This is a genomic window from Streptomyces spiramyceticus (genome assembly GCF_028807635.1).
Lineage (GTDB): Bacteria > Actinomycetota > Actinomycetes > Streptomycetales > Streptomycetaceae > Streptomyces > Streptomyces spiramyceticus.
Map to the genome: position 1 here is coordinate 1,345,004 of NZ_JARBAX010000002.1, position 14,112 is coordinate 1,359,115.

Genomic DNA, 14,112 nt, shown 5'->3' on the forward strand with positions numbered 1-14,112 from the left:
CGAATGCCCCGCACATCCGCCCGCATTGGAGTACCCGCATGCGCCGTTCAACGTCGCGTTTTTCCCTGATTCTGCTGGGTACTGGTGTTTTTCTGCTGGTACTCACTCAGCTGCTCGTCTGGTACGTGGAGCCGCGTGCCAAGCGCACACCGACCGACGTGAACTCCACGACGGTCTTCAGTGGTGAGGGCAGTTATTTCGACACCGGATCCGTCTCCACGGTGGACGGCCGGACGATAACGATCACCCGCCGGGTGCTGGGCGACGTCGTCGGCAGCGAGCGCAGCGGAAACGCGATCTGGGACGTGTCGACACAGATCGACACCCCGAAGACGCTGCCGCTGGCCGACCCGCGGAAATCCCTGCAGTGGACCACGGAACGCTGGGTCACCGACCGCCGGACGAACCTGCCGGTGCGCTGCTGCGAGGAGAAGCCCAGGTTCGAGGGCGAGGCCTACCTGAAGTTCCCGTTCGATGTCGAGAAGCGCGTTTACACCTGGTGGGACAGCGCCCTGGGTGCCGCCGTGCCACTGGAGTTCAAGGGCACCACCAAGATCCGCGGCCACCGGGGCTACCTCTTCGGCGGCACCGTCAAGGCCACTGCCACCGGCACTCGTCAGGTGCCCGGCGCGCTGGTGGGCCGCCCGCAGGGCCAGGTGCTCGCCGAGGAGTGGTACTCCAACGCGGGGATCGAGCTGACGGTGGACCAGCGCACGGGCCGGATCATGAACGCGGTGATCGCGCCGACAAAGACGTTGCGGGCCCCGGGTTCGAAGAAGGACGCGGTCACGCTGCTGTCCAGTAAGCGGCTGGAGTTCACCGAGGCGACCCGGCGCGAGCAGGTGACGCTGGCCTCCGACGACGGCAGTCGGCTGAAGCTGCTCGGCGAGACTGTGCCCGTTGTGGGCGGGATCGCGGGCGGTCTGCTTGCCGCCGCCGGCGTGGTGATGCTGATCCGTGGCCGTCGGCAGACGGAACACTAAGGCGAGTGATGAAAGCGGGCCGCCGATCAGCCCAAACTTGTCACCTGCATGCGTAGTGGAACGAATCACTCGAACGAACACTTGGGTTACCCCGCAGTAAGAACCAATCATTCCGGTTTGAGCCGACTCCCACCCCCAGGAGTCCGCCACCGACCCGGTGCTCACACATCGACCGCACCCGGTCGGCACCGTCACCGCAGTACCGGCAGTACCCGCACTCCGAGCCAGCCCAGCGCTTCACCCCCGGAAGCCCGGCAACCCCTCACCCGCCTGCCCCCGCAGCCGCCGAGTCGGAGCACATCTATGCCCCAGCACGCGTCCGCTCTGGCCTCCGGCCAGGAGGACTCCCCCGCTCAAGCCCGCACTGGCAGCCGAGTCACCGACTTGCTCGCCGTTGACCCGCACATCGCACCCGTCGCGGAACCTCTGCCGCGCCGGATCACCTTCCTCGCCCGACGTGACCTGGGCAACCAGGCCGCCGGCGGCTCGGAACTGCTCATCGACCGGATAGCCGGCGGTCTGACCGCCGACGGCCACGAGGTCACGCTCGTGTGTGGCGGCCCGGCCACAGAACGCGACTACCGAGTGGTCTCCGCAGGCGGTGACGCAGGACACTTCCTGCGCGCCAGGAAGACGTTTGCCCGCGAGGTCGGCGACTGCGACCTGCTGGTCGAGGTGTGCAACGGCATGCCGTACCTGGCACCGCTGTGGCACCGCGGACCGACGCTGTGCCTGGTCAACCATGTGCACACCGACCTTTGGCAGATGCGTTACCCGGGCCCGGCGGCCCGGCTCGGCCGCAGGCTGGAGCACTGGGCGCTGGCAGGCACTCACCGCAACAACCTGATGGTGGCCGTCTCCGAGTCGACCGCCTCCGAGCTGCGCGGCATCGGCGTGGCCGCGGACCGCATCCGGATCGTCAACAACGGCGTCGAAGACCCCGGCGCGCTGCTGCCCGAAGCGAACGAACCGCTGTTCCTGGCCGTCGGCCGGCTGGTGGAGTACAAGCGCATCGATCTGCTCCTGCGGCTGTGGGAGCGGGTCCGTCCGGTCACCGGCGGCCGGCTCGTCATCGTCGGTGACGGCCCCGAACGGGAGCGGCTGGAAGCCATGGCCGGCCCCGGTGTGACGTTCGCCGGCCGGGTGTCGGAGGCCGAGAAGCACCGGCTGATGTGCGAGGCGTGGCTGCTGTTGCACCCCTCCCTCGTCGAGGGCTGGGGGCTGGTCGTCACCGAGGCCGCCGCCCGGGCCACTCCCGCACTCGGTTTCGACATACCGGGCCTGTGCGACTCCATCGAGGACGGGGAGACCGGGGTGCTGGCCCGGGGCGAGAGTTCGTTCGCCGCCGCGTGGTGCGCGCTGTCCCTCAGTGCCCACCGGCGCGCAGCCATGGGACGTGCCGCCGCGCGTCGCGCCAAGCGCTTCCGCTGGAGATCGACGGTCCGTCAGTTCCAGGCTGTCGCCGCCGAGGCCGCAGCGCTCGCCTCCGCCCCGGGACGCGGGAGGTGAGCTGCCATTTTTGATGTCACCGAAAGCGCGTTCAAGGATCCGTCGCTGCGGCGATCGGCCACCCTCTTCCGGGCGTTCATGCGCGAACAGAGCGACCCCGAGCGGTGCTACACCCTGCTGGCCCGTGACTCGGTCGCACAGGTGGCACGTCACATCGACCTGCCCGGCAAGATCGTCGTCGACATCGGCGGCGGCAGCGGCCACTTCACCGAGGAGTTCCGCCGCCGCGGCGCGCAGAGCTACCTCTTCGAGCCCGACCTGCGGGAGCTGAGCGCCCGCGGCCCGGTGACCGAGGACGCGGTGCTCGCCGACGGCTATCTGCTGCCGCTCGCCGACGGCGCGGCGGACGTGTGCTTCTCGTCCAATGTGCTGGAGCACGTGTCGGACCCGCAGACATTCATCAGCGAGATGGTGCGGGTCACCCGCCCCGGCGGACTGATCTACCTGTCGTTCACCAACTGGCTCTCCCCCTGGGGAGGGCACGAGACAGCGCCGTGGCACTACCTCGGGGCCGACCGGGCCCGCGATCGCTACGAACGGCGCACCGGCCGCGAGGCCAAGCACACGCTCGGCGAAAACCTGTTCCCCGTCCATATCGGTCCCACCCTGCGGCACGTCCGCGGCCGTGACGACGTGCAGGTCGTCACGGCGCGGTCCCGTTACTGGCCATTCTTCGCGAGCACGATCACCCGGGTGCCGGGACTCCGCGAGATCGCCACCTGGAATCTGTTGCTGATTCTCAGGCGAAGCCCATGAGCAAGCGAAGCGAGGAACGGTCATGACCACTACGGTCCAGGCGCCCACCCGGGCGCCGCAGCCCGGCCCGACGCCGGCCGAGGCGTCCGGGGCGCCGCGCGGACGACGCCTGCTGTTCGGCTTCTGGGCCGTCGTGCTGGTGTCCTTCCTCGCGGTGTCACCGGGGAAGATGACGTTCGAGACCAAGCTCGGTGTCGCCCTCGACCCCGGGCGCTTCCTCGGCGACCTCGGTTCGCTGTGGAACGGCAACATGGGCCTCGGCGGCATAGCCAACCAGTACATCGGCTACGCCTTCCCGGCGCTCCCTTACTACGCGTTCACGGACCTGCTCCAGGTGCCGGTGTGGCTGGCCGAGCGGCTCTGGCTGTCGATCATCGTGACAGCCGCCTTCTGGGGTGCGCTCAGGCTCGCCGAACGGCTGCGCGTGGGAACGCCCGCGACCCGTCTGCTCGGTGCGGTGGTATACGCGCTGTGGCCCACCTTCACGATCGTCATCGGCTCGACCTCCGCCGCCGCGCTGCCCGGTGCCCTGCTGCCCTGGGTGCTGCTGCCGCTGACCTCTGCGGCGCTGAGCCCCCGTACAGCCGCCGCACGTTCGGCCATGCTGATCCCCTTCATGGGTGGCGTGAACGCCGCCTCGACGCTGGCCTCGCTGCTGCCCGTGGGTCTGTACCTGCTCAGCCGCCCGGCCGGCCGACGTCGGCGCGCGCTGCTGGGCTGGTGGATACCGGGCGTCGTGCTGGCCACCGTGTGGTGGGTGGTGCCGCTGCTCCTGTTCGCCGTCCACGGCGAGAACTTCATGCCGTACGTCGAGCAGGCCGACACCACCACCGCCACCATGTCCGCGACCGAGCTGCTGCGCGGCGCCGGCAACTGGGTGGCGTATCTCAACTTCGGTGAGGCGTGGCTGCCGGCCGGCTGGACAGTCGCGGCCTCCGTCATCGCCGTCCTTGGTTCGGCGTTCGCCGCGGCCCTGGGGCTGGCGGGCCTGGCCCGCCGGGACCTGCCGGAGCGCCGCTGGCTGCTGCTGACCGTCCTGGCCGTCGTCCTGATCACGCTGGCCGGGTACGGCGGCGCCTTCGGCGGTCCGTTCCACGGTGTCGTGCAGGACTGGTTGAACGGGTCGCTGAAGCCCTTCCGTAACATCTACAAGTTCCAGCCGGGACTGGCCCTCGCGCTCGCCCTCGGACTGGCCCACCTGACGGCTGTGCTCTCCGTGAGCAGAAGTCCTCGCGCACGTCCCGGTCGCCGCTGGGCGCCCGCGGTGGTGGCGGCGCTGGTACTGCCCGGCCTGGCCCTGCCGTACCTCAATGGCTCGATCCTGCAGCCCGGCGCCTTCACCAAGCTGCCCACCCACTGGGAGAAGGCTGCCGGCTGGCTCAAGGACAACGCCCCGAACAGCCGGGCCATGGTCGTACCGGCGACGGCGCACGGCATCTACACCTGGGGTTCCCCCATCGACCAGCCGTTTGACGTGCTGGCCGAAACGCCCTGGGCACAGCGTGACTTCGTCCCCTTCGGTACACCCGGCTCACGCCGTGCGACGGACGCCGTCGAGCAGGCGCTGCTGTCCGGCACCGAGGTTCCGGGCCTTCAGGCGTACCTGGCACGGGCCGGCATGCATGAAGTGGTCGTGCGTAATGACCTCGACCCCGACCAGATCGGTTATGTCCCGCCGCAGACGGTGAAGCGGACCTTGGAATCGTCCGGCTACAGCAAGGTCGCCGGGTTCGGCCCGCTCGTGACCGGCGGGCGCATCGCCGCCGACACCCCGCTGCAGGTGCAGGGTCTGTATCCGCGGCTCCAGTCCGTGGAGATCTATCAGCCGCAGGACCGCGACAGGCGTCCCGACAGGGTCGGTGTGTCGGCCGCGGCCGACACGGCCGTGGTCAGTGGCGGACCCGAGGCGCTGCTCCAGCTGTCGGCCGATCCCTCGATGGCCGACCGGCCGGCCGTACTGGCCGGGGACAGTCTTCCCAAGGGCGTCACCGCACCGGTGAAGGCCGTCGCGGACGGGCTGCGCCGAGCCGACACCCGGTTCGGCCTGGTCAACAACAACACCTCGTACACGTACACCCCGGACGAGCGCAATCACTCCGGCAGCCTGCAGAACCCGGGCGAGAAGCCCAAGCAGATCCTGCCGTCGGAGGGCACCGATCACCAGACGACGGCCGACCTGCGCGGCGCGACGTCCGTGACGGCCTCCAGCAGCGGCAACTGGCTGTTCCACCTGCCGCAGTACGACCCGGTGAACGCCTTCGACGGCAACCCGGACACCGCGTGGGCCGAGGGCAGCCCGGGCAAGCCGGCCGGTCAGTGGCTCAAGGTGGACTTCTCCGGGCCGACCGACATTCCGGCCTCCATCCAGCTGACGCCCCTCCCGGGCGACAGCATGCGCGCTGCGCCCACGCGGGTGCGGATCGAGACCGACCGCGGTTCGGCCGAAAGCCCGCTGCAGACGAACGGCCGGCCGCAGACCGTCAAGGCGCCCGTCGGCGAGGCCTCCTGGATGAAGATCACCGTCCTTGCCGCGCAGCAGGCGCGGCCGGGCCTGTCCGGGGCCGGGTTCTCCGAGGTGTCGATCCCGGATGTGCAGGTGACGCGCATGCTGGCGCTGCCCGCCGACGCGAAGCGCAACGACGCGGCGGCGACCGTGTACTCCCTGCACCGCGGCACCGACGCGGGCGGCTTGTCGCCCGTATCGGCCGAGGTGGGACTGCACCGGCAGTTCAGCACCCAGGAAGCGGGCGAGTACAAGGTGTCGGCGCGAGCCGTCGCCGTGCCCGGCGGCCCGTTGGACGAACTGCTGGACCGTTCGGCTCCGGGATCGAAGAACCGGCTGACGGCCACCGCGGACTCCACCAGCCGCAACGGCATGTCACTCAGCGCCCGCAACCTGGTCGACGGTGATCTGACGACCGCGTGGATCGCGGGCGACCGGCCGGTCGTCCACCTGAGCTGGCCCAAGAAGGAGAAGGTCGACGAGATCATCCTGGCGTCGGCGGGCGGGGTGTCCACCCGGCCCGAGCAGGTGCTGATCAGCTCGCCGCACGGCGCCGCGACGGCTGATGTGGACGAGAACGGGCGGGTGCGCTTCCCGGAGATCGAGACGAACCGGCTCGACATCACCGTCAGCAGGGTCGCCCCGCTCACCGTCCACAATCCGGTGGCGGACGCGCAGTTGCAGCTGCCGGTCGGGCTCAGTGAGGTCCACGTTCCCGCGCTGGCCGACCTGCGGGTGCCGCGTCCGAAGCCGTCCGCGCGCTTCTCGCTGCCGTGCGGTGAGGGCCCGGACCTTGCCGTCGGCGGTGTCCTGCACAAGACGAAGGCCTCCGGATCCGTCCGGGACCTCACCGAGCGGCGTCCCGTCACCGTCGCACTCTGCGCAGGAGAGGAAAAGGACGGCACCCTGGACCTTCCGGCCGGAAAGCAAGAGGTGGAGGCGGGTGACGCGGGTCCGCTGGCGATCACCGACGTCACGCTGACCCAGGGCACCCCGCAGGAGATCGCGGGAGCGGCGGGCCGCGAGGCCACCGTCACCAAGTGGACCGACGACAGCCGGACCGTGTCGGTGTCGGCCGGCTCCGGCGAGGCCACGTACCTGCAGACCTACGAGAACGCCAACGACGGCTGGAAGGCCACCCTGGACGGCACGGAGCTGGAGTCGGTGCGGCTCGACGGCTGGCAGCAGGCCTGGGTGGTCCCGGCCGGGGTGTCCGGCACGGTGAACCTGGAGTTCGAGCCCTCCGGGCCGTACCGGGCCGCCCTGATCGGCGGTGTGATCGCGCTCGCCGCGCTGGCCGCACTGGCCTTCGTGGGCCGCAGGCGCAACGCCGGCGGACCCACCGGCCTGGACCAGGAGCTGCCCGAACCGGCGGCCCCCGGGATGCTGCTCGGGACGCTGGCGCTGACCGCCGTCGTCGCGGTGGCGGCGGGTCCGCTGGCCGTGGTGGTGCCCGTACTCGCCGTGGCGGCCCGGTTCCGGCCGGCCGTCCTGGTGCCGACCGCCGCGGTGGCGATGGCCGGAGCGGGCATCGCCGCGGCCGTCGGCGCCGGGGAGCCGGTCGCCGCCGGACAAGGCGCGTTCAGCGCCTTCGCCCAGGTACTGGCACTGGTGGCCCTGTCCGCCGCCTTGGTGACGGCGGTAAGCCCGGCGTCCGCGGCCGCCGGTCGGAAAAGCGACGGCGGCGCCGACGCGCCGGAAAGCGACGGCGGCGCCGACGCGCCCGTAGCCGGACCGCTGGTCACGGCCCGGCAGGGAAGCATGAGCGCCGGGGACCGGACTGAGCCGCTCCCTCGGCGTCCAGGAGGCGGTGGCCCGTCATGACCTCGTCGCGGACCGCCGCCGGGTGGGGGACCTCAACCCCTCCCGGCGGGGTCCGGATTCCCTTTACGGCCGTCGATGAGGTGTCGCGGCACTGCCTCAGTGACAACGAGCCGGAGACCGTACACGTCGAGGTCCATCTGCCCGGACGGCTGGACCCGGCACGGTTGCGGACCGCGTTCCGGCGGGCGCTGCTGATGCACCCCCGGGTGCTGATGCGGGAAGTGCCCGGCCGCCGGCACCGGCAGTCCTTCGCGTGGGAGCTGACCGGCGAACCGGACAGCGACCCGGTGAGCTTCGCGCGGCCGGGACCCGACGCGTTGGGCCGCGCCCGCGCGCGGGCCCTGACGGAATGCCCGTCACTGGCCCTGTCGCCGCCGATGCGCCTGGAAGTCATCGAGGTGGACGGGGGAACGGCCGCCGGTGAGCCGCCGGAGGCGGGCGTGCCGGGGGCGACCCGGACCGTGCTGCTGCTGACGATGCATCACACGGCTCTCGACGCAGGGTCCGGGCTGCGGGTGCTCGCCACGACCGCGGAACAGTACGGCGGCTCGGCCGCTCTCCCCGTCCCCGGGCCGGTTCGGCCGGACCCCTCGGGGCAGGCCCCGGCCGCGACCGGCGGCACGGGCCGCGCGGTGTGCGCGCGGCCCGTGCGAGTCGCGCCGGACTCTCGCCCCGAGCCGGTGCGCGCCCGCGCCGCCGGCAACGGCATGCTGCAGGCGGAACTGCCCGTTCCGCCGCGTGTGGGTCGGAACAGCGGGCTCGCGCCGTGGACCGTCAACGACCAACTGCTGGTCGCCGCGTCACTGATGGTGGGCCGCTGGAACGTCTCGCAGGGCCGGCCGGCCGGTCCGGTGCGGATCACCGTGCCCGTCGACGACCGTCCGCGCGGCAGAGAGATGCCGATGGGGAACGGAACCCGGCTCGTCGAGGTGGCCATGACCTCCGAGGACCCGCGCGACCCGGACCTGCTGCTCGGTGAGCGGCCGGACCTGGCGGCTGTGACCCGGTTGCTGCGCACCACCGCTCGGCGCACCCGCGCGCTCAAGTCGGCCCGTGGCGCGCCGCTGGGGCCCGGGACGAGCCTGTTGACCGCGCCGCTTCTGCCGGTCGGGATCCGGGGCACGCTCACCCGTGGCGTGCGGCGGGCGGCGGCGCCATGGACATCGACGGTGCTGGTCACCAATATCGGACGCATTCCGTACGCGCTGGACTTCGGTGACGCCGGCCGGGCGAACGCCGTGTGGTTCTCCGCACCGGCGCGGATGCCGCGCGGGCTGAGCGTGGCAGCGGCTTCCACCGGCGGGCGACTGCATGTGACGCTGCGCTGGTCGCGGGCGCTGCTCGGTGACGCGTCGGGCGCGTACCTGACCGGCTTGTTCGAGCAGGCGCTTTCGGCAACGGCACAGGTCACCCGGCCCGGATCGAACGCTGGGGGTTCTGGGCCGGAGGCCGACGTACCGGAGGCCGACGTACCGGAAGTCGACGTTCCGGAAGTCTACGTACCGGAAGCCGACGTACCGGAGACGGACGCCACCACTCCGGACGCGACCGCTCCGAACGCAGAGGCGCCCGGAGACCGGGGGAAGGCCCGCCGACCCGGCGGGCCGCACGACCGCGACGCACTGTGTCCGGAGCCGACACCGGGTGGAGCCCGCTCCGCCCGGCAGAACCATGCGAGGCCGTCATGACCCCCTCACCCCACTGCTCCGCCGCCATGAAATCGCCGGAGGCAGCGGTACCTTCGCCGGCCCGGCCCGTTCCCGGGCTGCGGGATTTCTACGAGGACCCCACCGTCCCCGTCGCCTCCGGCGAGGCCCGTAGTCTGCGCCAGGCCCGGATGTTGGCCGATGCGCTCGGGCCCGCCGGGCCCGGCCGCCCGGCTGCGACCGTGCTCGACGTGGGCTGCGGCGACGGCTCGGCGGCCGCGACCGCCGCCCGCGAACTGAACGGGCACCACATCGTGGGAGTCGACTGGTCGCAGGGCGCGCTGCGCCGGGCGGCGCCGCGCCTGAGCCAGGTCGTCCGCGGCGAGTTGACCGGCGGTGGGCTGCCGTTCGCCTCCGGCAGCGCCGACGCCGTGCTCTTCAGCGAGGTCGTCGAGCACCTCGTCGACCCCGACAGCGCCCTCGACGAACTGCACCGGGTGCTGCGACCCGGGGGACATCTGATGCTCTCCACGCCCAACCTCGCCGCCTGGTACAACCGCGGGCTGCTGCTCGCCGGAGTCCAGCCGGTGTTCTCCGAGGTGAGTCTGCGCCACATCCACGGCAGGCCGGGCAGCGAGGTGGTCGGCCATCTGCGCCTGTACACGGCACGCGCGCTGCGCGAGTTCGTGGCGGCGTGTGGGTTCGAGGTGGTGACGGTCGCCGGTGCGCCGTTCCACGGAGTGCCGCGCCCGCTCCGCCCGCTGGACCGCTTGGCCTGCCGGCTGCCGTCCCTCGCCTCCATCCTCCTGGTGCACGCGAGGAAGGTGTAGCCCGTGGTGTGGGGAGTGGCCGCCGCACTGGTGGCGAATGTCCTGTACAGCACCGGCTTCGTCCTGGAGAAGCGGGCTCTGGCAGGCATGCCGCCGCTGAGTGCCGCACAGCCGGGCCGGGCCCTGCTCCTGCTGGCCGGCAGGCCCTTGTGGCTCTGCGGGGCCACGGCGCTCGCCCTGGGATTTGCCGCCCAACTGGCCGTCTACCGCACACTGCCGATCGCCGCCGCCCAGGGACTGTTCCTGTCCGGGCTGGTCCTCCTGCTGGTGCTCTCGTCGGTGGTGCTCGGTGAGCGCCCCTCCAGCCGTGAGCGGCGCGCGGTGGCCGTCATCGGGCTGGCACTGGTCATGGTGGTGTCCTCGCTGTACGAGAGCACCGAGGAGATCAGCCGCAGCGCGCCCCCGGGCATCCTGCTGGCACTGTGCCTGCCGACACTCGCGGCCGGACTGCTCCTGTACGCGGCCGCGGAACGGCGAGCCCGGCGGCGTCACCGGCAGCCGACCACCGGAGTGGCCTACGCGGTGGCGCTCGGTCTGCTGTACGGGGTCAGCTCGCTCGCCATCAAGGGCATCTCCGGGCACCTGGGCACCTCGGACCTCCAAGGCTCCGTACCGGCCCTGCTCGCCTCCCCCTACCCGTACCTTCTGCTGTTGACAGCGGGCAGCGGACTGGTGCTCTCGCAGACCGCCCTGCAGCGCTGCCGGGCGTCACTGATCGTCCCGGTGTGCTCGACGGTGACCTGCGTGTTCACCATCGTCAGCGGCACGATCGCGTTCGACGAGCCGCTGCCCGAGGACCCGCTGCGGCTGTTACTGCGCATCGGAGGCACCGCGTTGGCCCTGACGGTCCTGCTCACCCTGCCGCGACACGACGCGGCCACCCCACATCCGAAGGAACCCTGCCATGAAGCCTGACAACCCGCTGCTGAAGATCCTCGCCTGCCCGCTCGACAAGGGTCCGCTGATCCTCGACGAGACCGGGGGCGCTCTCTACAACCCGCGCCTGCACCGCCGCTATCCGATCATCGACGGCATCCCGCAACTGCTCCCTTCCTCCGGCGAGCCCGTCGTCGAGCCCGCCGTCGAGCAGGAACAGGACGCACTGCCGGCCGGACTGCCCGACTCCGCCTGAACGCAGAATTGAGCGTCTGTACCCACCGGCACGATTGACCGCCATGCGCCCCGAAGCGATCGGTGCGGGTGGGTCCGTAGTCACGCTGGCGCGCCGGCTCGCCACCCCAGCCGGACGATCACGCTGGATCACTACGCCCACGATCTCCCGCCGGTGCCGCTGAAACCGCGCGGACGAGTACGTTGACCTGGAGTTATGGGCAGCGGTCTCTTGGTCGCGAGGCGGGGGTTCGTGCGCCTTGGCCTGTCATGCTGAGGGGTAGTCCGAGCATCGGAGTGATCGACTAACCACGGGCTTTCACGTGGGCCGGTGTCCGAGGTGTGATCGAAAACGAGAGAAGTGCTCCTGACCTGCAACGATAGGGCTTGTCGAAGGTCCTGTCGGTTGCGAGGAAAGAAGCACTTCCCAGGCGAAGAAGCGCATCGGGTCCTATCCATGTGCCCGCGTCGAGGGCGGCCGCCGCGGGGTCGTCGGTCAGGTAGGCGGCGTGCTGCTGGTGGAGACCATCCGTAGGACGGGGCGGGATCAGGCGATATCGACGGCGCTGTCGCTGTGGCGCAAACCGCGGACGGTGCACGACCCAGGCAAGATCCTGCTGGATGTGGCCCCTGGCGGTCGCGCTGGGTGGGGACTGCGTCGCGGCGTGGGCATGCTGCGGGCCGAGCCGGCTGTGTTCGGGCCGGTGGCCTCCGACTCGACGGTCTCCCGCCTCGTCGACGCCCTCGCCTCGTCCGGGCCGAAGGCCCTTGCGGTGGTCAGGGCGTCACGCGCTGAATCCGCGAGCGCATTTGGTAGTTGGTCGGCCCGTCGGCTCCGGATGCGGGCGGGCAGCTGATTGTGGACCTCGACGGAGTGCTTGTCATCGCGCACTCCGAGAAGCAGGATGCCACCGCGACCTGGCCCCGGCCCAGCTGCCGAAGAAGTACCGGCGCGGACGCCGGACACTCATCCGGTGTGATTCCGGCGGCGGAACCCGCGAGTTCGTCAACTGGCACTCTGCCAGGGGCCGGTGGCTGTCGTACTCGGTCGGCATGACCATCACCGACGCCATCCACCACGCCGTCCTGAAGATCCCCGCCTCGGCCTGGGCGGTAGCCGTCGAACCGGGGGCAGAGATCCGCGACGGCGGCTGGGTGCCGAGCTCGACGGCGACTGCCTGAAGGGCTGGCCGAAAGGAATGCGGCTGAACGTCCGCAAGGAACGCCCGCTCCCCGGCGCCCAGTTGCGCTTCACCGACGCCGACGGCATGCGCCTGACCTGCTTCGCCACCAACACCAAGAACACTGCGATCGCGGAGCTGGAACTGCAGCACCGTCAGCGTGCCCGCGCTCAGGACCGCATCCGGGCCGCCCACTCCACCGGCCTGCGCAACCTGTCCCTCTACGAGGCCGCGCAGAACCCGATCTGGCTGGAGATCGTCCAGATCGTCCAGATCGCGCTGGAGCTGCTGGCCTGGATGCCGATGCTCGCCCTGACCGGCCGGCCCCGCTCGTGGGAGCCCCGACGGCTCCGCCTGCGGCTGTCCTCCACCGCCGCCCAGCTCGTCACCACCGGCCACCGCATCCTCCGCCTCGCCGGGAAGTGACCCTGGACCGACGTGATCACCAACGCCCCTGGCCCGGCTCACCGCCCTGCCGAACCCAGGCTGACCAGCAGCCTTCCCCGTCTCTCCGAACCCGTACAAGCCCGCCGGAGCCGTGGAACCCGGCGCCCGCCCGGCGCGACAGCCGGGCCCTCACCCTGCCCACCACCGGCCCAACAAGCCAAAACGGCATACCAGTTGACCTGACCAGCCGTCATGAAATGCCGAGACTCACTGAGCGAGGTGCTGCGTATCGCGGTCAGCCGAGGCCGGCGTATCCCTGGAAGCGAATTCTGATCCGGTCCTGTGGGGGTGCTCACCCGCTCGGATGCGCTCGGCGAGCAACTGGTCGCGAGGGCGTGCATGGTGAGTGCATGAACACTACACCTCACCCCAAGAAGGCCGTTTCCCGGATCCCGCGAGCATTCGCGGTGAGTGCCGCCGTGGGCATCGCTTGTGTGGCGGGGGTGGCAACTGCCACATCCGCCGTGGCCGCGACGCCCACCACGCACGTCGCCACAAAGGCCGCCCCAGCCTACGGTGGCCACGGCGGGGACGGGGAGCACTTCCAGTGCGGCAACGGCCTCCTCCCCATCCTCAACTTCTGCAACTGAGGGACAACCGACGACAGTTCCTGCCCACAAACCGCACAACCGCACATGGAAGAAGTCCACCCATCCACCCACCCATCCACCCCAGGGCGGTCAGGAAAAGGGGCAGGAACCCCTCTCCCTGACCGCCCTGCCGACCACAACCGGAGGCCTGCGCCCACTGCTCCGGCCGGGGCGGCAAAATGCTCAGTGAACGAAGAACGCAATGGCCGCGATGACTAGAGGGTGTCTCTCCGACTGCTGGAGCCGTTGCTGCCCATGAGCAACAACCGGTGCGGCCGGTGGCGTGATCACCGGCAGGTGATCAACGGGATCATTCATCGGCTCAGCACCGGCTGTCAGTGGCGCAAGCTGCCCGAACGTTTCGGCTCATGGCAGACCGTCCACAAACGGCACATGCTGTGGTCGGCCGACGCCACCTGGGGGCGGCTGCTCCAGCACGTCCAGGCGGTCGCCGACGCCGTGGGCGACGTCGACCGCAACATCGACCCCACCTCGGTCCGCGCACACCAGCACGCCGCCGGGGCCTGAACAGCTCCGCCACCGGCACCGCCCAGTACCTCAAAAGGGGCCGTACAAAGATCAGTTCACATGCGCGCGCACATGCGCCGCGCCCGTTCCTGGCGGAGGCGGTGCGTCGGGCGAAGCACTCGGCCGCTCCCGCGGCGGGCTGACCACGAAGGTCCATCTGAGCGGCCAGCCGCGGCGGCTGCCGTCGCCACCCGCTACGACTGTG

Annotated in this window: 9 protein-coding genes and 2 pseudogenes; all 11 read left to right on the forward strand. The window is 70.9% G+C overall.

The window, feature by feature from the left end; genetic code table 11:
- The first annotated feature begins 38 nt into the window (after positions 1-38).
- Complete coding sequence (gene pgfA, locus PXH83_RS29495; RefSeq protein ID WP_274564466.1) at positions 39-983, forward strand: cell envelope lipid trafficking protein PgfA; 945 nt, start codon at positions 39-41, stop codon at positions 981-983.
- Positions 984-1,286: 303 nt separating this feature from the next.
- Complete coding sequence (locus PXH83_RS29500) at positions 1,287-2,492, forward strand: glycosyltransferase family 4 protein (RefSeq protein ID WP_274564468.1); 1,206 nt, start codon at positions 1,287-1,289, stop codon at positions 2,490-2,492.
- A gap of 78 nt (positions 2,493-2,570) precedes the next feature.
- On the forward strand, positions 2,571-3,248 hold the full coding sequence (locus PXH83_RS29505) for a class I SAM-dependent methyltransferase (protein ID WP_274564470.1): 678 nt from the start codon (positions 2,571-2,573) through the stop codon (positions 3,246-3,248).
- A 22-nt stretch (positions 3,249-3,270) separates the two neighbouring features.
- Positions 3,271-7,575, forward strand: a complete 4,305-nt coding sequence (locus PXH83_RS29510; RefSeq protein WP_274564471.1) for an alpha-(1->3)-arabinofuranosyltransferase domain-containing protein — start codon at positions 3,271-3,273, stop codon at positions 7,573-7,575.
- Complete coding sequence (locus PXH83_RS29515) at positions 7,572-9,263, forward strand: condensation protein (RefSeq protein ID WP_338054747.1); 1,692 nt, start codon at positions 7,572-7,574, stop codon at positions 9,261-9,263. Before PXH83_RS29510 ends, PXH83_RS29515 begins: the two co-directional genes overlap by 4 nt.
- Before the next feature lie 26 nt (positions 9,264-9,289).
- Positions 9,290-10,051, forward strand: a complete 762-nt coding sequence (locus tag PXH83_RS29520; RefSeq protein ID WP_274565206.1) for a class I SAM-dependent methyltransferase — start codon at positions 9,290-9,292, stop codon at positions 10,049-10,051.
- A gap of 15 nt (positions 10,052-10,066) precedes the next feature.
- A complete protein-coding gene (locus PXH83_RS29525) occupies positions 10,067-10,966 on the forward strand; it encodes a DMT family transporter (RefSeq protein ID WP_274565207.1) in 900 nt (299 codons plus the stop codon).
- Positions 10,956-11,183: a Trm112 family protein gene (locus tag PXH83_RS29530; protein ID WP_274564472.1), complete on the forward strand. Its 228-nt coding sequence runs from the start codon at positions 10,956-10,958 to the stop codon at positions 11,181-11,183. The genes PXH83_RS29525 and PXH83_RS29530 overlap by 11 nt, the downstream gene beginning before the upstream one ends.
- A 358-nt stretch (positions 11,184-11,541) precedes the next feature.
- A pseudogene (locus PXH83_RS32750) lies at positions 11,542-12,832 on the forward strand (transposase).
- A 307-nt stretch (positions 12,833-13,139) separates the two neighbouring features.
- The gene (locus PXH83_RS29550; protein WP_274564480.1) at positions 13,140-13,379 is read left to right on the forward strand and encodes a hypothetical protein; all 240 of its coding nucleotides are present in this window, start codon (positions 13,140-13,142) and stop codon (positions 13,377-13,379) included.
- 255 nt (positions 13,380-13,634) lie between these two features.
- Positions 13,635-14,085, forward strand: a pseudogene (locus tag PXH83_RS32630) (transposase); the annotation flags it as partial.
- Between the last annotated feature and the right edge of the window lie 27 nt (positions 14,086-14,112).